At 63.2% G+C, this 19,955-nt stretch carries 19 protein-coding genes; 11 read left to right on the forward strand and 8 right to left on the reverse strand.

What is annotated here, in order from left to right; all coding sequences use genetic code 11:
• Positions 1 to 130 precede the first annotated feature (130 nt).
• Positions 131 to 1,507 (reverse strand): M18 family aminopeptidase, encoded by a 1,377-nt coding sequence (locus RHODMAR_RS23050; protein ID WP_042940165.1) that lies wholly within the window; start codon positions 1,505 to 1,507, stop codon positions 131 to 133.
• Between the two features lie 119 nt (positions 1,508 to 1,626).
• Here RHODMAR_RS23050 and RHODMAR_RS23055 point away from each other — a divergent pair, with 119 nt between their 5' ends.
• A complete protein-coding gene (locus RHODMAR_RS23055) occupies positions 1,627 to 2,454 on the forward strand; it encodes a hypothetical protein (RefSeq protein WP_232433747.1) in 828 nt (275 codons plus the stop codon).
• A gap of 25 nt (positions 2,455 to 2,479) precedes the next feature.
• On the opposite strand, the gene RHODMAR_RS28370 is transcribed toward RHODMAR_RS23055, so the two are convergent.
• A complete protein-coding gene (locus tag RHODMAR_RS28370; RefSeq protein WP_157226181.1) occupies positions 2,480 to 2,641 on the reverse strand; it encodes a hypothetical protein in 162 nt (53 codons plus the stop codon).
• Between the two features lie 625 nt (positions 2,642 to 3,266).
• Between RHODMAR_RS28370 and RHODMAR_RS28375 the strand changes: the two genes are divergently transcribed.
• Together RHODMAR_RS28375 and RHODMAR_RS23070 are read left to right on the forward strand one after the other, a co-directional pair.
• The gene (locus RHODMAR_RS28375) at positions 3,267 to 4,292 is read left to right on the forward strand and encodes a GAF domain-containing protein (protein WP_008719468.1); all 1,026 of its coding nucleotides are present in this window, start codon (positions 3,267 to 3,269) and stop codon (positions 4,290 to 4,292) included.
• A 292-nt stretch (positions 4,293 to 4,584) separates the two neighbouring features.
• The gene (locus tag RHODMAR_RS23070) at positions 4,585 to 5,280 is read left to right on the forward strand and encodes a hypothetical protein (RefSeq protein ID WP_042940155.1); all 696 of its coding nucleotides are present in this window, start codon (positions 4,585 to 4,587) and stop codon (positions 5,278 to 5,280) included.
• Between the two features lie 398 nt (positions 5,281 to 5,678).
• On the opposite strand, the gene RHODMAR_RS28380 is transcribed toward RHODMAR_RS23070, so the two are convergent.
• The 4 genes from RHODMAR_RS28380 to purS are packed head-to-tail and all read right to left on the reverse strand — an operon-like array spanning position 5,679 to position 7,139.
• Entirely contained in the window at positions 5,679 to 5,819 is a 141-nt protein-coding gene (locus RHODMAR_RS28380) for a hypothetical protein (protein WP_157226182.1), read from the reverse strand.
• Between the two features lie 7 nt (positions 5,820 to 5,826).
• The gene (locus RHODMAR_RS23075) at positions 5,827 to 6,177 is read right to left on the reverse strand and encodes a VOC family protein (protein ID WP_008719473.1); all 351 of its coding nucleotides are present in this window, start codon (positions 6,175 to 6,177) and stop codon (positions 5,827 to 5,829) included.
• Between the two features lie 36 nt (positions 6,178 to 6,213).
• On the reverse strand, positions 6,214 to 6,891 hold the full coding sequence (gene purQ / locus RHODMAR_RS23080; RefSeq protein WP_008719475.1) for a phosphoribosylformylglycinamidine synthase subunit PurQ: 678 nt from the start codon (positions 6,889 to 6,891) through the stop codon (positions 6,214 to 6,216).
• Entirely contained in the window at positions 6,888 to 7,139 is a 252-nt protein-coding gene (gene purS / locus RHODMAR_RS23085) for a phosphoribosylformylglycinamidine synthase subunit PurS (RefSeq protein ID WP_008719477.1), read from the reverse strand. The genes purQ and purS overlap by 4 nt, the downstream gene beginning before the upstream one ends.
• A gap of 100 nt (positions 7,140 to 7,239) precedes the next feature.
• Between purS and RHODMAR_RS23090 the strand changes: the two genes are divergently transcribed.
• A complete protein-coding gene (locus RHODMAR_RS23090) occupies positions 7,240 to 7,878 on the forward strand; it encodes an MBL fold metallo-hydrolase (RefSeq protein WP_008719479.1) in 639 nt (212 codons plus the stop codon).
• A 96-nt stretch (positions 7,879 to 7,974) separates the two neighbouring features.
• On the opposite strand, the gene thiM is transcribed toward RHODMAR_RS23090, so the two are convergent.
• The gene (gene thiM / locus RHODMAR_RS23095) at positions 7,975 to 8,784 is read right to left on the reverse strand and encodes a hydroxyethylthiazole kinase (RefSeq protein ID WP_042940156.1); all 810 of its coding nucleotides are present in this window, start codon (positions 8,782 to 8,784) and stop codon (positions 7,975 to 7,977) included.
• Between the two features lie 43 nt (positions 8,785 to 8,827).
• On the opposite strand from thiM, the gene RHODMAR_RS23100 reads away from it, so the two are divergent.
• On the forward strand, positions 8,828 to 9,646 hold the full coding sequence (locus RHODMAR_RS23100) for a DeoR/GlpR family DNA-binding transcription regulator (RefSeq protein ID WP_198289519.1): 819 nt from the start codon (positions 8,828 to 8,830) through the stop codon (positions 9,644 to 9,646).
• Here RHODMAR_RS23100 and RHODMAR_RS23105 read toward each other — a convergent pair.
• Positions 9,610 to 11,178 carry an FGGY-family carbohydrate kinase gene (locus tag RHODMAR_RS23105; protein WP_198289520.1) on the reverse strand — a complete coding sequence of 523 codons (1,569 nt, stop codon included), beginning with the start codon at positions 11,176 to 11,178 and terminating at the stop codon, positions 9,610 to 9,612. The two genes, RHODMAR_RS23100 and RHODMAR_RS23105, sit on opposite strands and share 37 nt — an antisense overlap.
• A 283-nt stretch (positions 11,179 to 11,461) precedes the next feature.
• On the opposite strand from RHODMAR_RS23105, the gene RHODMAR_RS23110 reads away from it, so the two are divergent.
• The 6 genes from RHODMAR_RS23110 (at position 11,462) to glpD (ending at position 19,938) form a co-directional block, all read left to right on the forward strand.
• Positions 11,462 to 12,544, forward strand: coding sequence for a hypothetical protein (locus RHODMAR_RS23110; protein WP_008719487.1), 1,083 nt, complete (start codon positions 11,462 to 11,464; stop codon positions 12,542 to 12,544).
• A 90-nt stretch (positions 12,545 to 12,634) separates the two neighbouring features.
• Positions 12,635 to 14,134 (forward strand): glycerol kinase GlpK, encoded by a 1,500-nt coding sequence (gene glpK / locus RHODMAR_RS23115; RefSeq protein WP_008719489.1) that lies wholly within the window; start codon positions 12,635 to 12,637, stop codon positions 14,132 to 14,134.
• Entirely contained in the window at positions 14,131 to 14,988 is an 858-nt protein-coding gene (locus RHODMAR_RS23120) for an HAD-IIA family hydrolase (RefSeq protein ID WP_008719490.1), read from the forward strand. The genes glpK and RHODMAR_RS23120 overlap by 4 nt, the downstream gene beginning before the upstream one ends.
• A gap of 20 nt (positions 14,989 to 15,008) precedes the next feature.
• Complete coding sequence (locus tag RHODMAR_RS23125) at positions 15,009 to 16,382, forward strand: iron-containing alcohol dehydrogenase (RefSeq protein ID WP_008719492.1); 1,374 nt, start codon at positions 15,009 to 15,011, stop codon at positions 16,380 to 16,382.
• 62 nt (positions 16,383 to 16,444) lie between these two features.
• Complete coding sequence (locus tag RHODMAR_RS23130; protein WP_008719494.1) at positions 16,445 to 18,205, forward strand: thiamine pyrophosphate-binding protein; 1,761 nt, start codon at positions 16,445 to 16,447, stop codon at positions 18,203 to 18,205.
• A gap of 50 nt (positions 18,206 to 18,255) precedes the next feature.
• A complete protein-coding gene (gene glpD, locus RHODMAR_RS23135) occupies positions 18,256 to 19,938 on the forward strand; it encodes a glycerol-3-phosphate dehydrogenase (RefSeq protein ID WP_008719497.1) in 1,683 nt (560 codons plus the stop codon).
• The last annotated feature ends 17 nt before the right edge of the window (positions 19,939 to 19,955 follow it).

Here is a 19,955-nt window from a genome sequence, read left to right on the forward strand (position 1 = left end):
CAGGATTCCGCAAATGCGCGCGCGTTTGCCATACGCGAGCGGAATAGCCCCGAATCGGGCACCATTCCCCGTGCACCTGACGAATGCGCGCGCGTTTGCGAATGTCCGGTCAACCCCGGCCGCCGCCGCGCTACTGCGCGGGTGCCAAGAACGCCGCGAGCGCGTCGGCGTAGGCCTTCACGTCCGTGGCTCCCATCAACTCTCGCGACGAGTGCATGGCCAATTGCGCTGCGCCGACGTCCACGGTCGACAGTCCGGTGCGGGACGCGGTGATCGGCCCGATGGTCGAACCACAGGGCAGATCGGCGCGATGCACGTAGCGCTGCAACGGAACTCCGGCCTGATCGCACGCCAGCGCGAATGCACCCGCTCCGGCGGAATCCGTTGCGTAACGGAGATTCTGGTTGACCTTCAGTACCGGTCCCCCACCGAGCTCGATACGATGCGCGGGCTCGTGCCGATCCGGGTAGTTGGGATGCGTCGCATGCGCCATATCCCCTGAGGCACAGATGGATCCGGCCATGGTGCGCAGGAACTCCTCACGCCCGCCGCCACGTCCGAGCACGATGCGCTCGAGCACGGTGTTCAGCAGATCCGAGAACGCGCCTCGATCGGACATGCTGCCGACTTCCTCGTGATCGAACAGGGCCAGCACCGGAGTGACAGCGGTCGGATTCTCCACTGCCGCAAGCAAAGCCTGCGTTCCGGCGTAACAGGTGCCCTGATTGTCCAGGCGCGGGGCACTGACCAACTCGGACTCGACACCCACGACCGCGCTGGGAGCCAGATCGTGCGTCATCAATTCCCAACCGAGCACCGCTCGCGGGTCGACGCCTTCTCGCTCGGCGACGTATGCAATGAACGACTGCGGTGAATTCCCAACTCCCCAAATGGCATTGACGTGTCGCTGCGGATCGAGGGTGACGCCCTTGCGGTCCTCGGACAAGTGGATCGCCAGCTGCGGAACTCGCAGAATGGGCTCGTCGACCTTCACCAGAACCTCGCGGACCGTGTTGCCGTCGCGCATACTCAACCGACCGGAGATACCCAGATCGCGATCGAGCCAGGAGTTGAGCCAGGCACCGCCGTACGGTTCGAGGCCCACCATCTGCCAGCCCGCGGATTGCAGATCGGGATGTTGTTTCACGCGAAGGTTCGGGCTGTCGGTGTGCCCGCCGACGATGCGGAAGGGACCGGCAGGAGTGGAGCCTGCGGAACGACCGGAAGCGGCAGGAGTGGAGCCTGCGGAACGACCGGAAGCGGCAGGAGTTGAGCCTGCGGAACGACCGGAACCGTCACGCTCGGTACTCCACGCAACCAAGGATCCGCCGCGAATCAGGAAGTAGCGGCCCGGCTCCGTGGGCCAGGCGTCGGTCTCGTCGAGACGCACGAAGCCGGCGTCCTCGAGTTGCACCGACACCGTCCGGCAGACGTGGAACGGCGACGGCGAGACGTCGACGAAGTTGCAGAGACCGGTTGCGGAGGCGTGAGTCGACATGGGAACCATTGTGGCAGCTGCCGCGTCGAACACCCCAAGAGCACACATCGACCGGGGGGACCTTCATGAGAAATCAGCCGATACCGAACCAACAGGCAGTTCACGCAACCACACTCGCGATCGTTCGGATGAAGACGATCGAAGCGTTTCGCACGCGAGGCGTGGTGGTTCACCGCGAGGACGCGACAACACTGGCGGCCGATTCGGGCGCACACTTTCCGCTGGAGAACCTTTTCGCCCGCTGTGCGGGGGTGAGCCGAACTGCGTGGGACAACATCATCGGAGGCCACGTCGACGTCATGATCGAGATGATGCGCGAGGCGAATCCACACTTCATCACCGGTTTGTCCGACGACGAGTTCTACTCGAGGTTGCGTGAGCGCGTCATCGCGCCGTCCGCCCTCGAGCGAATGGATGCGTACGATTACTCGGTGCCATTGCTCGACGTGCCGGGCGCTCCGAGACGGGTGCTCAATCTGTCATCACCGAATCGGGCTGTGACACTGGCGGATTGCCACCTGGTGGGCCGAGACATCGCTGCCGCCTGGGCCGCCGGCCGGAGAAATACGGCCGCGATGCAGTTCGAGGAAGTCCAGATCCTCAGCAGAAACGGCATCGACATCGAGGTGTTGAGCGGGGATTCGATCTATCTCGCGTCGAAGGTTGCCGACATGACCACCTTGATCTCGACGCACCTGGGAGAGTGCCTGTACGGAGTGTTGTTCATCGTTCCCAACGCCTACGAGTTCGCCTGTTTTCGGCCGCGGGACGCAGACGAGGCGCTCGCAGCGGCCGCCTTGCTCGGCGAGCTGGCATCGGTATTCACCCGAGACACACCGAGCCCACTGTCGCCTGCGGTGTACTTCTGGCGAGACGGCGAGTACTGCGACGTATCGCTCGGGCCAACGGGCATCTTCGCCTCGACCTTGACGGAGTTGCGAGCGTGCGCGGCCTGACCGCGATCACGTGCCGAGAGACCCGCTATTCGGGCGGCGGGATGGTCGGTCGTCCCGCTGCAGCGTCGCGAATCCAGTCGGGTACGGGTTGATGGTCGCGTTCGGCCATGGTGATGTACGCGCGGGCAGCGGCAGCGGCGACCGTTGGCCGTGGTGCTCTGATGTTGCGTGCGTCGGTAGTGGTCATCGCGGGTCCTCCTGCGCGCTCTCGCCATCAGTGTCCTCGGTTTCGCGCGGTTTCGCGCGGTTGCGCCAGTGCGCGACGTGCAGATCGGCCCGCAACGGCCAGCAGCACCTTACGTTCGGTGCTGGTGATGAGCGGGGAGTCGGTGACCGTCGCAAAGACGTCCCAGCCGAGCTCCGCTTCCTCGTCACTGTCGCTGACGGTGCGTTCGAGGCACCAGGTGATCCGTTACCAGGTTCACTGTTGGACAGTGGTGTCCGCGGACTCCGCGAAGCTTGATCCGAACCCGAAGACACCTCCTCCATCACTCGTGGATGCCCACCGACGACAGGCTGATTCCTCTGAACGCCCGGCAAAGCGGTGTCGACTGCCGATACCGGGCCAACAACCTGACTTTGGTGCGGGCTTGGTTGTTAGACAACAACTGTGATCCCGCGAGGGTCTGTCGAATGTGGGAATACAACCGGTCTGCCTTCATAGGCGGGCTGTTTCGTTGCGATTTGGTCAGCCGGTCGTTGCGTTGCGTAGAACTTCCAAACAGGCGCGCATACCGATTGGTCTTCGATGTGGTTTGCTAGCTGGGTCGGCGGCCTCGTGCCGAGTTCAATTTCGATGAAGGGCGGATCGAATGTCTACGCCGCAGTGGTTGCTTGTGGACGTGCTCGATGATGGTCGTCCATTCGTCGTGGCGGTCGGGGATATTCCAAAGAAGCGTGTGCCCTTGGCTTCTTTCCTTCGGTCCGACGACAGATCATCTGCGCTGTCCGCGGTGCGCGAGGTACGCGCGATGAATCGCATGGTTGAGTTGTCGTCGCGAGGTAAGTCGGTGGTGGCGGAACCGATCGCCGAGGATGTTTCCGGAGTTGTGCACGGGGTGTGGTTGCGGCTCGGCTACGGTTCGCCCGACTCCTCCTGCAAGCCGTCTGCATGGGCTTTCACATGGGATTTGGATACGGGCAGTGGTAGGCGAAGCGCGATCGTCGGCGGGGGTCAATCGTGGTCCTCAATGGGGGTAGATCAGAACTACTCCTTCGCTGAGGGGCTGAGCAAGCTCGAGCTCGGGTCGGACAAAGTCGGCGTACTGGCGGATGTGATTGAAGGTATGCCTGGGAGGGTTTTGCAGCTTCGAGGTGTTGAGCGGCGTCCAGACGCCGATGATCGGGAGTTGCAGATAATCGCCCGGTTTGGGTGTACCGGTGGTGACCACTCGCCCCGCCGCGGGGTTCTTCGAGGAATTTCACTCGACTTAGGTTCCGCCGCAATGCTTTCAGCAGAATGCTCGGCTAATGCAAGTGTTGCAGAGGCGGTAGCGAGATCTATGCGCCGATCTGGTGAGCATCGGGCAGTACTCGACCCGGAGACGCTGGTGTTGCTGCATTGGGACGGGGAAGCACCGGAAAACATCCTGTGGCAGCGTTTTGACCTCGATGCAGGTGGAGCTTTCGTTCATCCAGACGATGCCGAGATGGTTCGTTCGACTGCACGTGGAATGGAAGAGTCAACAGGCAGCCGGGGTTCGTCGGTTCGTCTTCGCATTCGTGACGGGGGCGGGTACGTGGAGATGACGGCGAGCATGCACACCGTTGGCCTCTCCGACGCGGTCACCGCGATTTTGTTGGTGTTCGACGAGCTCGCGGTCGAACACGCGAGCTGAACCGAACTGTGCGGCGCTCACCGTTGCAACACCAAGTGACTTTTGCTAGCTTTTACTCACGCTATAGCAGCGTCTGAGGTTTAACCCTGTCGGCGTCGGGTGGGCCTCCACATCACTCCCTTTGCTGCGCGCTGCGCTGTTGAAGGGACCGTCGTTTTCCGTTGCGTCCCGTACATGCAGTGAACGAAAGACCATGTGAAGGTTCGGGCTCGAGCTCGCTCTGTCCGATCATTCGCCGAAATCTCAGAGAGAAGGTCGAATGATGAGTAGATTGCGTAACACTGTTGCAGGAGTGTTGCTTTCGATGTTTTTGGCTGTTCTGCTAGCTACGTTCAGCAGCGGCTCAATCGCAGCAGCACAACCTGCTCCACCACCTGCGGAGGGAAACGTATCCGATTTCCTCCAGAAAACGCAGGACGCCGTGACGTACCCCGAGGTGACCGGGGAGGACGGCGACAGGCTGAAAGATTCCGCGGCCACGGAGGTCGAACGGACAGGCATTCACCTCCAGCCCGGCGACAGTCTGGACGTCGCTTCTCAGATGGTGAAGGTCGTCCCCGAGGGGACGTACGTCGTGAGCATTCCGATCCGCGGTCCGACAGTTCCCCACGGTGCGTCGGTGGCCGTACTGTTCGACTCAGATTTCGTTCGGACAGGCATGATCGAGAATCAACTCCACACGATCAGCGACACGTCAGGAACGGTCCAGTCATGGGTTGACGGTGAGCTGATCTACGACGAGACGGTGACAGCGGAGAATGCTTCAGGGGATGACAGTGACCCGCAGGCGCGGGGCATGAACTGGGGCAAGCTCAACAACTGCCTGGCCAGCGCGGGAGTTCCCGCATGGGTCGCAGCGGGCCTGAGTAACATTTGTGCCATTGCTTGCCTCCTCACAGCCGGTGCCGGGTGCGTTATCTGCATCGCGGGCGTCATTGGCTTCAGTGGTGGTGTCGTATATGCGTGCGTTGAACGTTCATGGGAATGATCGAAGGATGGTTGCGTTGAAACTCGATCGCCGCTGGGCTGGACCGCTTTTCGCGGCTCTCATTACGGCATCTGTCTTCTGCGCGTACTACGTGAATGCGCCGGGGGCCGCCGTTGCCGGTTGGGGTTTGGCCATTGTGTGTGCGGTGGTCTGGCTGGTTGTGGAGATACGTGTCCGGCGCGACCGAACATCGCGAACTTCTCGGAGACTTTGAACTCTCCCGATCATGAACGGGGACCACCCGCGAATCAGAAGAGCCCGCCCCGGTCACCGGGGCGGGCGTTTCGGCTGCTAAGCCAGCTAACCAGTCGTAGAGTCTTGCCCCATACGCAGATGTGAACCGTCCATTCTTATTGACGGCACCAGCTTCGAGGCGAGAATTCTCCCCAGAGCGGAGATCACCCGGACATGTGTCCGGTGGACAAGTGAAGCCACGCCTGGGCGCGCTTGTCGGCCACAGTGCGCTGTCGCACGGTAAGAGCCACCCCGACGACGGCGAGCACACCGACGATCAGAGTCACCCATGCTTGGGCAGGCATTCGGCGCTCAGTGCGACCCGGACACGCAGAACACATTCCCGTCGGGGTCGCTCAGCGTCACCCAACGAAAGTCGCCCATGGTGTGTTGCGCAATTTCTGTCGCACCTGCCTCGGCCAGGCGCGCGACCTCGGCGTCGAGGTTCTCCGTCGTCATGTCGAGGTGGACGCGATTCTTGCCCGACGTGGGGTCGTCGATCTTCTGGAAGGCCATTCTGTACGGAGCCGAAGCGAGAGCGACGACGTAGAACCAGCCGTCGTTCTCCTCCACGATCGATCCGCCCACCTGCTCTGCCCACCAGCGCGCAAGCGGACCCGGATCGGTGGTGTCGAACGTGATCATCGCCAAGTTCAGTGTCATGGCGGCACAGTAACGGCGACCACCGACAGGTTCGGTTCAGGCGTTGACGATGGTGTCCAGCGCCGAGTAGAAGATGCCGAGTCCGTCGTCGCTCGGTCCGGTGAGCGGCTCGGTGGCGTGCTCGGGGTGCGGCATCAGACCGACAACTCGACCGTTGGCCGAGCAGATACCGGCGATCCCGCGCTGGGATCCGTTCGGGTTGGTGCCGCGGTAACGGAATACGACGCGGCCCTCGCCCTCGAGTTCGTCGAGCACCTTCTGCGGAGCCTGGAATCGGCCTTCGGCGTTCTTGACCGGGATCAGAATCTCGGCACCGGGCTCGTAGCGAGACGACCACGCGGTGTCGGTGTTCTCCACTGCCAGCCACTGATCGCGGCAGACGAAGTGCAACTGCTCGTTGCGGGTGAGTGCGCCTGGCAGCAAGCCGACCTCGCAGAGCACCTGGAAGCCGTTGCAGATACCGAGAATCGGCATACCGCCCTCGGCGGCTTTCACCACGGATTCCATCACGGGAGCGAACCGGGCGATGGCACCGGCCCGCAGGTAGTCGCCGTACGAGAATCCGCCGGGCACGACGATGGCATCGACGTTCTTCAGATCGGCGTCGGCGTGCCACAGGCTGACGGCTTCACCGCCGGCGAGGGTGACCGCGCGGGAGGCGTCGACGTCGTCGAGGGTGCCGGGGAAGGTGATGACACCTACGCGGGCGCTCATGCGACGGGCTCTACCGACACCCGAGTGACCGTCCAGTCCTCGATGACGGTGTTGGCCAGCAGTGACTCCGCGATCTTCTCGAGCTCTGCGTCGTCTACGGTGCCGTCGACCTCGAGCTCGAAACGCTTGCCTTGACGAACGTCGGACACGCCGGAAATCCCCAGCCGACCGAGCGCCCCGGCGATCGCCTGGCCCTGTGGATCGAGAATCTCGGCCTTGGGCATGACATCGACAACGACTCGGGCCACGAAAGCGCTCCTTGAAATACGTACAGCAAGACAGTTACCGGCAGGTGGGAGTCTACGCAGCCCTGGCGGAAGGCGCGAAACCGCGCTTACTGTGGAGTCCATGCGGCTGACACACTTCGGACATTCCTGCGTTCTGGTCGAACTCAACGGCACCACGGTGCTGTTCGATCCGGGCACCTTCTCCCACGGTTTCGAGGGCATCACCGGACTCGACGCGATCCTCGTGACGCACCAGCATCCGGACCACATCGATCTGCAACGGCTTCCCACTCTTCTCGACGCGAATCCGCGAGCGGCTCTGCATGCCGATCCCATGACCGCGGGCCAGCTCGGCGAGAAGTGGACCGCAGCTCCCGCAGGTAAAGCCTTCGCTGTCGGCGGCATCACCGTCACCGGGGTCGGCGGCACCCATGCCGTCATCCATCCCGAACTACCCGAGATCGACAACACCGGGTATCTGCTCGGCACTCCGGAAAATCCGGGTCAGCTGTTCCATCCAGGCGACTCGCTGTTCGTGCCCGAGCAGCAGATCGACGTGCTCGCCCTTCCCGCAGCCGCACCGTGGTCGAAGCTGTCCGAGACCATCGAGTTCCTGCGTGCGGTAGCTCCGAAGATGGCCTTCCCCATCCATCAGGCCATTGTCGCGGAACAGGCGCGTGGCATCTACTACGGCCGTTTCAAGGACATGTCCGACGCCGAAATTCGCGAGCTTCCCGAGGAATCGTCCGTCTCTGTCTGACCGGGCACCTCAGGATCGGCAACGGGTGCTCCACTTTCGGCAGATCGCAGCGCAATCCCGCAGATTGCGCCGCAGGGTGGAGCAACCGTTGCAGTGTCAGGCAGTGTCGAGCCGTACCAGTTCTCGCAATGCCGACTCGTCGACCGTGTCGAGTCCGTCGAGGAACGCGGCAGCGAACGATCCCGGTCGCGATGTGGACCGGGCGGCGATCTCCGACGCGACCGCGACATGGGCGTGCGCAGACACTGCACCGATCAGCGCGGACGATGTCACGGAGCAGTAGGCCGCCGTCAGCGCACCGAGGGCGCATCCGGTAGCGGTAACTCGTTGCAGCAGTGCACTTCCACCGCCAACTTTCACCATTGCGTCGGGCCCGAGAATGTGGTCGACGTCCCCCGACGCCGCCACTGTCTCGGCGCGATCCAGCAGCGAACGCGCCGCATCGACAGAATCTTCCGCTCGTGCAGACGAATCCACCCCTCGCGATGCCCCTCGAGCGCCCGCCAGACCCATGACCTCGGACGCATTCGCACGAATAACACTGGGGCGGTTGGCAAGCAGCTCGACAGCCACCTGGGTACGCCACGGTAGACCGCCTGCCCCCACCGGATCCAGAACCCACGGCTTACCCGCTGCCCTCGCGGCAGCCGACGCCAGGCGAGAACTCTCCACCTGAGCGGCCGTGGGAGTCCCGAGGTTGACCAGGACCGCGTCGGCAATCTCCGCGAAGCCGGCCGCCTCCTCCGGGTTGTCCACCATCGCCGGAGCAGCCCCGGCGGCCAGCAATGCATTGGCGACGAACTGAACCGACACGGTGTTGGTCAGACACTGGACCAGCGGATTGCGCTCGCGCATTTGTCGATGTGCGGCAACGATGTCGTCCAGGGTCACACTCGAATTACTCATCGCTGACGAGTCTACGACCGCAGTCGGCAGATACGATGCCCTGGTGGCCACACTTCTCAAGCCCGAGCGGCATTTCCGCATCCTCGAGCTTTTGCGTACGACAGGCAAGATTCTGTCTTCCGAGCTCGCTGTGACGTTCGACGTCTCCGAGGACACCATTCGCCGGGATCTCGACGAGCTGGGCGCGGAAGGAAAGCTCAAGCGAGTGCACGGCGGTGCACTGGTGGTGTCCACCTTGCGCCAGGACTACCGGGACCGACGCGACCAGGAAGCCTCGGCCAAGTCGCTCGTCGCGCGCGCTGCCGCGAGCCTGCTGCAGGACGGGCAGGTGATACTCATCGACGGCGGTACGACGGCAATCGAGGTGACGAAACAGTTGGACCCGCAACTTCGGGCAACCTTCGTCACGCACAGCCCGTCGACTGCGGTGAATCTAGCGGAGCACCCGCAGTGTGAGGTCGTCGTGGTCGGGGGTCGCCTGCTGAAGAACGCCATGGTGACGGTGGGAGCCCAGACCCTCAAGACCTACGAGTCGATCAACGCCGATGTCGCGATCCTCGGCATCCTGGGCATCAACGTCGACTCCGGCATCACTCATTTCGAGTACGAGGAGGCACAGATCAAAAGAGCGATGATCGAGGGTGCCCATCGCTCGATCGTCCTGTGCACCAGCGACAAGCTGGGTTACTCCGGCGCGTTCCAGGTCGCTCCTCTGGCGTCCATCACCACCCTGGCGGTCGAGCCGGGACTGAATCCGGCGCTGCTACAGCAATATCGCGACAGCGGCGTCGAGTGCATCTCCGTCGACGACATCGATCCGCTCGGTCAGGTATCCGCTGCAACGGCGGACCGATCGCTGTAGCGATCGCCGACCGTATCCAGTCCGTTCCAGACCGCACTCAGTGCAGTGGTCAGTGCGCGATGACGGTCGTACCGCACGCGCATCGACAGCACCTTCTGCGGATCGGGTTCGTAGGATCGCATCACGGGCGTGAATACGGCTGCGGCGGTGTCGAAGTCAGCGAACATTCCGACTGCCACCGCGGCCGTGATCGCAGCACCGCGAACTCCGATCTCGCCTCGATCGGCGACGTCCACGCGGAGGCCGAGAACGTCGGCGAATATCTGCGGCCAGATCGGGCTGTGTGAGGCACCCCCCGACATCCTGACGACCGTCGGCCGAGCCGCATCGTCGCCCCCGAGGAGCAACTCGATATCGCCCTTGTGCGCGAACGCAATTCCCTCGTACACCGCAAGTGCTGCGTCGTCGAACCCGTCCTCGGCAACCGCGCCGAGCAAGCCGGCCGGAGCGCCGTCGGGTCCACCGAACAGATACGGGAAGAACATCATGTCACTGGAGCGACCTCGGGCGTACGCTCGAGCGACCGCGTCGTTGCACTGGCGATAGATGTCGCCGCCTTCGGCGATGGCGTCGTCGGGCCGGTGTCGAAATATCTGCCGACAACACCATTCGAGGTTGCTCGCCGAGGTAATCCCACCCTCGCTCGCCAGATACGCGTCGCCTGTGATGTATCGGCACTGAAGCAATGGGGGCGTACTGGTTCTGGGGCGCGGATGCAGTGTTTGGTCGATTCCGAATGTCCCTGCGATAACCGACATGTGCCCCTCGTCCAGAACCCGTGAGGCGAGCGCACACGCGGCAACATCGACCACGCCCCTGACCACCGGGGTGCCCGCCGCCAAGCCGGTGAGTTCGGCAGCAGCAGCGGTGATTACGCCGACCGTCTCTGCTCCTGGGCCGATCGTCGGCAACTTCTCGCGCCACCGAGAGATTCCGAGTAGGCGGAGGGCGTCCGCCGACCACTCGTTTCGCTCGATGTCGCACAATCCGGTGAGTCCTGCGTCGGTGTGATCGGTCGACATGTCCCCGCACAGTCGGGCCCTGATGTAGTCCTTGCACGCGAGGACGCGGTGCACCCGGGACCGCATCGTCAGCTCGTACTCGTCGAACCACCTCAGTAGTGCCGCGGTCTGGCCGCTCCACATCCTTTGCGAGACCAGTCGTTCGACCTGCGCTGCTGTCGCATCGTCCACGGCCGATGTGGCGTCGAGCTCCGTCCGCACATCGGTCGAGAGAATTCCGTTTCCGAGTGCGACGCCGTCTGCGTCGACCAGCCACAGCCCGCTGCCGTAGCCGGTGACCGAAATCGCGGCGATGTCCTGCGCCCGGATGCCCGATAACCGAAGCAGAGTCTGCGTCGAGGAACACACGGCATGCCACAACGCATCCGGGTCCTGTTCACGCTTTCCATCACGCGCCTCCGTGTGCGGACTCAGTTCCTTCGTTACTGCCAACTCGCGCCCGCTCGCATCGAACAGCCCGGCTTTGACGAAGGTTCCGCCGGCGTCGATGCCGACGATGTATTGCTCCATGACCACCATTCCCACTGCGGATTAATGCAGTTCTCACGGTCCTGCGCGGAGGGCCGCTGCCCCAGGACTCCATGACAAGGATCACATAGTTTCTGTTGCAAGCCTAGTGAAACGGCATTTGAAGTCGTCGATGTTACCGCTCGGTAGATGTTGACTGCCACTCCACACTGAGTTAACTTCGTCACTAAGCCGCATAAACCGGCATAAACACGAAGACAGATCCTCTTACCCCGAAGCCGCTCGAACACGAGCTCCTGGGCCACCTCATTCGCCTGCTGGGCCGGTGGCAATCGAAGAGGTTCCACCCGCATTCCTCACCCGTTACCTCGGGTCGGGAGTGGCCGGGCTCGACCACGAGGATCCCGACGATCGGGCACCTCACCGTCTCGAACAAAGGACTCTTGTCGTGGATCTACAACTCGTTGCCTACATCGCTGCATTCGGAGGTGGATTGGTCGGTGCCGCACTCGGCGGGCTGTTCGTCTTCAGCCTCTGCGGCATCTTCTGCATCTTCGGCGTGGTGGCAGCGCTGGCCGGCGTCGATTACGACTTCCTGGGGCAGTTGGCATTCGGGCCTTTCTTAGGCCCCCAGGTAGCGTTCGTCGGGGCGGTTGCGGCAGCGGCCTACGCCAAGCGCACCGGCAAACTGGACGACGGGAAGAACATTCTCTCGCCGCTCGTCGGCCTCGGCAGTAGCAGTGTCCTGCTCGTCGGCGGAGCGTTCGGAGTACTCGGATTCGCACTCGAGAAGGGGCTCAAGTCCGTTCTGAGCATCAACTCGACCCTGAGCGCGACGGTCGTGCTCACCGATACGGTCGCGCTCACGGTCGTCATACTTGCTGCGGCAACGCGCCTTTCGTTCGGTCGAACCGGGCTGGTGCCCTCGAACCATGGTGGGCCGGGCGCACAGATCGCCACCCGGTGGCACCCGACCGCAACGCAGGCCTGGCTGCCGTTCCAGTCACATCGATTGCAGGTCGGCACCGTCGCTGTCGGATTCGGTCTGGCAGCGGGGTGGCTGATCGTCAGCCTGCCGGAGTCGGCGCGGGCCCTCGGCCCGATTCTCCTCTTCGGGTTCAGTGCCACCACACTCCTGCTGCTGCAGATCGGCCTGTCCGGTCCGGTATCGCACCACATCACGCTGCCCGCCGGTTTGGCAGCCGTTGCGCTTCTCTCCGCAGGCGCACCCAGCACGGTCGCTCTGTTGGGGGCCGTCGGTGTAGCACTGTTCAGCGCATTTCTCGCTGAGCTCAGCTCTCGAATGTTCCACACGCTCGGAGACAGCCATTTCGATCCTCCGGCATGCGCCATCGCAGTCACGACGTCGCTGATCGTCGGAATCCAACTCGTATTCGGACTCGTCTGACTCCGGCTCTCGGCCCCACAGCGGCACCTCCGCAGATCACCTCGAAACACCGAACCCATCTCGCCACCCTCGACGGAAAGAGCGTCAGCCATGACTCAGTACATTCTCGGAATCGACGAAGGCACCACCAGCGCAAGAACTCTCATCTTCGATGAGAAGTGCGAGGTCCGCGCAGTCGCTCAGCGCGAGATCACCCAGATCTATCCCAACTCCGGATGGATCGAACACGACCCACTCGAAATCCTCACTGCCCAACTGGAAACGATGCGCGAGGCGCTGCGGAGCGCTGACCTCGAACCGACCGACATCACCGCGATCGCACTGACCAACCAACGCGAGACGGCCGTGGTCTGGGACAAGGAGTCGGGGCGACCGATCCACAACGCAGTGGTCTGGGCATCGAGGCAGAGCAACGGCGTGATCGAGCGTTGGCGCGAGCGCGGACTCGACTCCGTCATTCGCGAGCGGACCGGCTTGAACTCCGATGCCTACTACTCGGCCTCGAAGATCGCCTGGATCCTCGAAACGGTACCCGGAGCGCAGGAACGAGCAGAAAAGGGCGAGCTACTGGCCGGCACCATCGACAGCTGGCTGATCTGGAACCTCACCGGACGAGGCGCACATGTCACCGACTACTCCAACGCCTCGCGAACGATGATGTTCAACATCCACACCCGCGAGTGGGATCAGGATCTGCTCGACGCGTACGGCATTCCGCGCTGCATGCTCGCCAAGGTCGTCCCCTCGGACACGATCGTGGGCGATGCCGGTGCCACGTTCGGGGCCCCGATTCCCATCGCCTCCAACATGGGCGATCAGCAAGCCGGGCTCTTCGGGCAGGTCTGCTTCCGGGCCGGTCAGGCCAAGATGACCTACGGGACAGCAGGAGTCCTGACGATCAACTGCGGCGACACACCTCAGATGGTCGAGGGCGCAACGACATCGGTGGCCTGGGGTGTCGGAGACGACGTCCGCTACGAAAACGAGGGCGTGCTGTTCAGCATGGGAAAGACCATGCAGTGGCTGCGCGACGACATGAAACTCATTCACGGAGCTGCTGATTGCGAATGGTACGGAGGTCAGGTGGCCAGCACCGACGGCGTGTACCTGGTTCCAGCCTTCACCGGACTTGCGGCACCGACCTGGGATCCCTATGCCCGTGCCTGCATCGTCGGAATGAGCAGTTCGACCAACAGACTGCACATCATCCGCGCAGCCGTCGAATCGATGGTCTTCCAGACCCGCGACGTGGTGGATGCGATCACGGCGAACGGTCAGGTCAGCCTGCCCGAGCTACGGGTCGACGGCGGAGCGGTGAACAACAACATGCTCTGCCAACTCCAGGCCGACATCCTCGGCATCCCGGTGATCCGACCCGCCATCACCGAAGCAACCGCGTTGGGTGCGACGCTGATGGCCGGATTGAGCACGGGGGTATGGGAATCCCTCGACGAGATCGAGGCTCTGTGGTCGGTGGACCGCACCTTCGAGCCCAAGATGGACCGCAACAAGGCCGAGGAAATGTACGCGGGGTGGATCGAGGCAGTCGAACTCTCCAAGGGCTGGGCGCGCAAGGTCACAGCCCGATGACGCAGACTGCGACGCTCACGCAGTCGATTCTGCGAGAACCGACACAGCTGTTCGAGTCGTACATCTTCGACCTCGACGGAACGCTGTATCTCGGCGAGGAGCTGTTGCCGGGGGCAGCGCACCTGGTGGAAGCGCTCCGCCACCACGGCCGTCGAGTTGTGTTCTGCAGCAACAACCCGACTCGTGCGCCGCAGCAGTACGCCGACAAGCTCACCTCGCTCGGCATACCGACACAACTGTCGGACGTGATCACCACGTCGATGACGACAGTCCGGTGGCTGACCGAGAATGCCTCGAACAGCAAGATCTTCGTCATCGGTGAACAGCCACTGCGGGAATCGATCTCGGCGGCCGGCCTCGAATTGAGCGAGGATCCACGCGAGATCGACGTCGTGGTCGCGAGCTACGACCGCGGATTCGACTACCGCAAACTCAAGATCGCTTTCGAGGCGCTCGCCGTCTACCGTCGCGCGATTCTCGTCTCCACCAACCCCGACAGGTTCTGTCCCCTGCCCGGGGGATTCGGAGATCCGGACGCGGCGGCAGTGACGGCGGCCATCGAGGCGAGTACCGGACTTGTCGCAGTCGCGCAGATGGGCAAACCCAGTACGTTCATGTTCGAGACCATCAGCGCATTGACCGGAATCGATCCGGCCACCACGCTTGTCGTCGGCGATCGACTCACCACGGACATTGCGATGGGGGTGAACGCGGGAACCTCCACGGCTCTCGTTCTCACCGGAGAATCGACTCTCGACGACGTCGACCGAACCGAGCCCGGTGGTCGGCCCACCTACATCGTCGAATCGGTCGCGGATCTCCTGCCCGCATCCTCGGGTCGGCGTACACAGTGAGCCGGCCACGGACCGTGGGTGTGGCGGGTACTCACCACTATCTCGCGCACATCGGCATCGACCACGATACGTCGACGCTGCGTACGCTCGTCAGCGCTCCGGGGGCGCTGACGGAGTTGAACTCCGTACTGGCCGATCTCGATACCTCGGGCACAGCGGTGATCCTGCACGACGGCACACCGATCTCGGTGGGCTCACGCGACGTCCTCGCCGAGATCGACAGCACTGTTGCCGGTCACTTCACCACTGCGGTGCTGGTTCCGAACGAACAGCACGGCACGGTGATCCTCGACGAGGCCACGGTGGACAGTTCTGCTGCAGCCAGTTCCGGGTGTGCGGCTATCGTGGCCGTCGGCGGCGGCACCATAGTCGATCTCGGCAAGGTGCTCTCGCAGCGCCATCACGTTCCCCTCGTGGTGATCCAGACGTGCGCCTCGGTGAACGGCTTCTCCGATCCGCTGTCGGTCCTGGTTCGCAACGGCGCGAAAAGTACGGTTCCCACCGCCTGGCCTGTCGCATTGATCATCGACCACGACGTGATTGCACAGGCGCCGGCCGCGCTTACCAGGGCCGGATTCGGAGATGCAGCCGCGATCTGGTGCGCACCTGCCGACTGGTATCTAGCCTGCACTCTGGGCATGGACGGCGAGTTCGAATCCGGCGTTCTCGACGTGATCGGTGCAGCAGCGCAGGGACTTCGGGATGCGACGTCATTGTCGGAGCTCGATCTCGAGGCCCTCCTCGATACTCTCACCTACGGGGGGCTCGGCATCGGCGTCACCGGGACAACGGCAGTGGTGTCGGGATGCGAACATCTGATCAGCCACTTGATCGACATGGCAGCAGTGGCCCGCGGCGCCGAACACGATCTGCACGGAGCTCAGGTGGGTGTCGCATCGGTGATATCGGCGGCGTTGTGGGAGAGCGCAATCGAGTCCTTCGATGACGTCTCCATCGATGTCGACGTCGCAACGACACCGATACCCGATCTCGAGAATTCGGTCACCAGGGCATGGGAATCGATCGATCCCTCCGGCAAGATCGGTGCCGGCTGTGCGCGCAATGTGGCACAGAAGATGGCCAGATGGTCCGGCGTACGTGCCGAACTCTCGGAATTCGTAGCGACGTGGCCCGAGCATCGCCGGGTGTTGAGTGCCCTGCTCCGACCGGCGTCCGAGATCGCAGCCGATCTGGCCGCAATCGGTGCACCCACGAAGTTCTCGCAGCTGACGCCACCTGTCGACCGCGAGACAGTGCGCTGGATCATGCGCACACTGCCGCTGATGCGAGACCGGTTCACGCTGTGCGATGCGTTGCTCGTATCCGGCCGCTGGACCGATGAGTTCATCGATCGCGTACTCGACCGGGCCGCCGAGTCCGGTGGCGGACTCTGAATCGAGTCCGTTTCCTTAAATCCGCCAATATTTTTCGATCCCAACAACAAGGAGCGTGTCCTATGCCACACGGTGGCGATCTCGTCGCAGAAATTCTGCGCAAGCACGGAGTGACACAGGTATTCGGACAGCCCGGCGGCCAGACGGCTGCGTTCTACCAGGGCCTGTCCAACCGAAAGGACATGTCCCATCTCGGTTGCCGCGACGAGCGTTCCGCGGCATACGCCGCCGACGCCTACGCCCGAGTGAGCGGCAAGCCCGGAATTGTGGACGTCACGGTCGGGCCCGGAACGACGAAACTTCCCGATGGACTCATCGAGAGCATGAACGCCTCGGTTCCCATCGTTGCCATCGTCGGAGAACTTCCGCGGTCCTGGGTTCCGCTGCGCGACGGTGGCGTCGGTTCACAGGGATTCGACCAGATGCCGTTCCTGCAGACGATGACCAAGCAGTCCTGGCTGGCTCCGGATCTCGAGACGGTTCCAGACCTGGTGCGAGCAGCCTTCCGCACCGCCACGACCGGCAAGCCCGGACCGACGGCCGTGGTGATCCCACACGACGTGCTCGACGAAGAGTGGGATGAAAAGGATCTCGAGGTCGAGGAAAGATTCAACTCCGCTCCTGCCTACCGGAGCCGGCCGTCCGACGACGAATTGCGCACGACCGCAGCCCTGATCGCGAAGGCAGAGCGTCCGTACATCATTGCGGGCGGCGGTGTTCTGGGTTCGCGAGCGACCGCGGAGCTGGCCGAATTCGCGACTCTCATCGGCGCTGCCGTCGCCACGAGCTTCACCGGCAAGGGCTCGGTCACCGAAACCGAGAGCTATTCGGTCGGCGTCCTGAACCCACTGGGATCACAGGCCGCGCGTGAACTCGCAGGCGAGGCCGATCTCATCATCTGGTTGGGATCGAAAGTAGGACAGAATACTTCGCTCAACTGGGCCCTGCCTAAACCCGAGCAGATGACCATCCAGGTAGACGTCGACGGCAGTCAGCTCGGCCGGACGTTCGGCCCCTCGGTCGGACTGCTGGGCGATGTCAAGGCCACCGTCGAGGCACTTATCCCCCTGGTAGAAGCCAAGTCGGTTCCTCAGTGGCAGAGCCGAATTGCGGAGTCCAAGCTTGCCGCGTGGGCCTCGACCGAACCGCTGCGGCTGAGCGATGCAAGCCCGGTCATGCCGCCGCGGGCCATGACCGAGCTGGCCAAGCATCTCCGACCTCACGACATCGTCGTCTCCGATGCCAGCTTCAGCGCGGGATGGATATCGAATTATCTGAAGAACCCGGTGCCCGGGCGCAACTTCCTGTTCGCACGCGGCCAGGGCGGTCTCGGTTACTCGACTCCGGCGTCGATGGGTGCCGCGAAGGCCAGGCCGGAGGCGCGCGTCGTCACTGTCTCGGGTGACGGCGGATTCAGCTACTCGGTAGGCGAATTGGCCACTCAGGCCGCACATGGGATGAACATCGTGCACGTCGTGCTCAACAACGGAACGTGGGGCTGGCTCCGCATGTGGGAGCACCTGCACTACGAGGGACTGCGCTACTCCGTGGACCTGGAGAGCGAGAAGGCAAGCACCTCGTACGCCGCAGCGGCGGCGGGTCTGGGAATGCAGGGAATTCTGGTCACCTCACCCGACGAGCTGGCCAGCGCATTCGACAAGGCCTTCAGCACCGAAGGACCCACAGTGGTCGAGATCAGAATAGATCCCGACGCGACTCCGATCGACAGCTACACCCGCCGGTTGGCGTCGGGCAAGTTCTACCCACGCCCGGGCACGGTCTACCAGGCTCGCCCGTGGCAGCAGTCTGCAGGACGAAAGTAACTGCACAACAACAGGTCTGACGACCGAGTGGAACGACGAGAAGGGCTGACATGAGTAACACCACACGACTGGATCTCGACGAGGTGACCGCGCACGATTACGACCTCGTCGTGATCGGTGCGGGCATCAACGGGGCGGCGATAGCCCGCGAGGCCGCACTGCAGGGTACGAAGACCCTCCTGATCGACAAGGGAGACTTCGGCGGCGGCACGTCCAGTTGGTCGAGCAGGCTGATGCACGGTGGACTTCGCTACCTCGAATTCATGGAGTTCGCACTGGTACACGAATCGCTGCGCGACCGAGAAGCGCTGTTCGACATCGCCTCTCACCTGGTCAAGCCATTACCGTTCGTCGTTCCGCTCTACGGTCACAACCACAAACCGGGTTGGATGATGCGGGTGGGCATGGCCATGTACGACGCATTGTCCTGGAACAAGTCGGTGCCTCGACACCGCAAGATGAACAAGAAGGCCATGGCCGTCGAGCTGGGAGGTCTGGACACCGCCTCGCTCGGCGGAGGTCTGCACTACTACGACGGTCAGGTCGAATTCGCCGAACGGTTGGTCGTGGAGAATGTGCTCGACGCGGCGCGTCACGGTGCCACCGTGCGTAACCACACCCACGCAGTTGCGCTGACGACACAGGGAGCCACCGTCACCGGCGTCGAGCTGCAGGACGTCATGACCGGCCGCTCGGCGACGGTGCGGGCCAAGGTGGTCGTCAACGCTGCCGGCCCCTGGGTCGACGACGTTCTGGTCGGTTCCGCACCCTCGATGTCGCGATTGATCGGCGGTACCAAGGGAACTCATGCCGTCGTCGGGCCGTTTCCCGGCGCACCGACGTGTGCGGTGTACTACGAGGCTCGCTCGGACAACCGCGCTGTGCTCGTCATTCCGTGGCGGGGGCACTTCCTGATCGGAACCACCGACGACCGCTTCGACGGCGACCTCGACACCGTTGCGGCAACACAGGAGGAGATCGACTACATCCTCGCCGAGACCAACGAGTTGATCCCCGGTGCAGGACTGAACCGCGATTCCGTGGTGATGACGTACGCGGGTGTTCGGCCCCTGCCCTTCCAGGAGGACGGGGACACTCGGGCCATCTCGCGCAGCCACGACATCGTCGACCACGGCGAGCTGGAGGGTCTGATCTCGGTCGTGGGCGGCAAGCTGACGCCGCACCTGTCACTGGCCGAGGAAACGCTGACGATGGTCTACCGCAAGATGAAACTCGGGAAGCCGACCTACCACGCACGCAACACACCACTGCCCGGTGCGGGACCCGATCCGGCGCGCTCCCTGCGCTCGGCCGCAACCGATCTCGGCCTCTCCGAATCACTCATCGACAGATTGGTGGACGTATACGGCAGTCGAGTCGACGAGCTGCTCGAGCTCACTCGCTCGGAACCGGAACTCGCAGAAGTGGCGGGGCACGGCCGTGGCGCATTCCTGGCCGCGGAAGTCCTCCTGGCCGTCCGAGAGGAATATGCGGTCACCCTGGGCGATATTCTGCACCGCCGCATGATGCTCGGCATCGAACCCGGCGTGCAGGACGGTACCGCGGAGGCCGTGGGACGAATTCTGGAGCAGCATGCAGGGTGGTCGGCCGACCAGGTGGCGCGGGATATTCGAGAAAATCAGCAGTACGTCAAACGGTTGACGTCATGCGCTCGCCGAACCGTCTCGGCTGGATCGGAGAACGAAACGGCTTATTCGACGACAGGTAGCTGACCGACGTTCCCGCGGGG

Origin of the sequence: Rhodococcus sp. AW25M09 (assembly GCF_000333955.1) — a bacterium.
Taxonomy (GTDB): Bacteria; Actinomycetota; Actinomycetes; order Mycobacteriales; family Mycobacteriaceae; genus Rhodococcoides.

Bases quoted from the DNA above. Each gene is read 5' to 3' on its own strand.
- RHODMAR_RS23130 (WP_008719494.1), top strand. From the start codon at position 16,445: ATGCCACACGGTGGCGATCTCGTCGCAGAAATTCTGCGCAAGCACGGA.
- RHODMAR_RS23090 (WP_008719479.1), top strand. From the start codon at position 7,240: ATGCGGCTGACACACTTCGGACATTCCTGCGTTCTGGTCGAACTCAAC.
- glpD (WP_008719497.1), top strand. From the start codon at position 18,256: ATGAGTAACACCACACGACTGGATCTCGACGAGGTGACCGCGCACGAT.
- RHODMAR_RS28380 (WP_157226182.1), bottom strand. From the start codon at position 5,819: ATGCCTGCCCAAGCATGGGTGACTCTGATCGTCGGTGTGCTCGCCGTC.
- RHODMAR_RS28375 (WP_008719468.1), top strand. From the start codon at position 3,267: ATGTCTACGCCGCAGTGGTTGCTTGTGGACGTGCTCGATGATGGTCGT.
- RHODMAR_RS23055 (WP_232433747.1), top strand. From the start codon at position 1,627: ATGAAGACGATCGAAGCGTTTCGCACGCGAGGCGTGGTGGTTCACCGC.
- RHODMAR_RS23075 (WP_008719473.1), bottom strand. From the start codon at position 6,177: ATGACACTGAACTTGGCGATGATCACGTTCGACACCACCGATCCGGGT.
- RHODMAR_RS23050 (WP_042940165.1), bottom strand. From the start codon at position 1,507: ATGGTTCCCATGTCGACTCACGCCTCCGCAACCGGTCTCTGCAACTTC.
- thiM (WP_042940156.1), bottom strand. From the start codon at position 8,784: ATGAGTAATTCGAGTGTGACCCTGGACGACATCGTTGCCGCACATCGA.
- purQ (WP_008719475.1), bottom strand. From the start codon at position 6,891: ATGAGCGCCCGCGTAGGTGTCATCACCTTCCCCGGCACCCTCGACGAC.
- glpK (WP_008719489.1), top strand. From the start codon at position 12,635: ATGACTCAGTACATTCTCGGAATCGACGAAGGCACCACCAGCGCAAGA.
- RHODMAR_RS23105 (WP_198289520.1), bottom strand. From the start codon at position 11,178: ATGGAGCAATACATCGTCGGCATCGACGCCGGCGGAACCTTCGTCAAA.
- RHODMAR_RS23120 (WP_008719490.1), top strand. From the start codon at position 14,131: ATGACGCAGACTGCGACGCTCACGCAGTCGATTCTGCGAGAACCGACA.
- RHODMAR_RS28370 (WP_157226181.1), bottom strand. From the start codon at position 2,641: ATGACCACTACCGACGCACGCAACATCAGAGCACCACGGCCAACGGTC.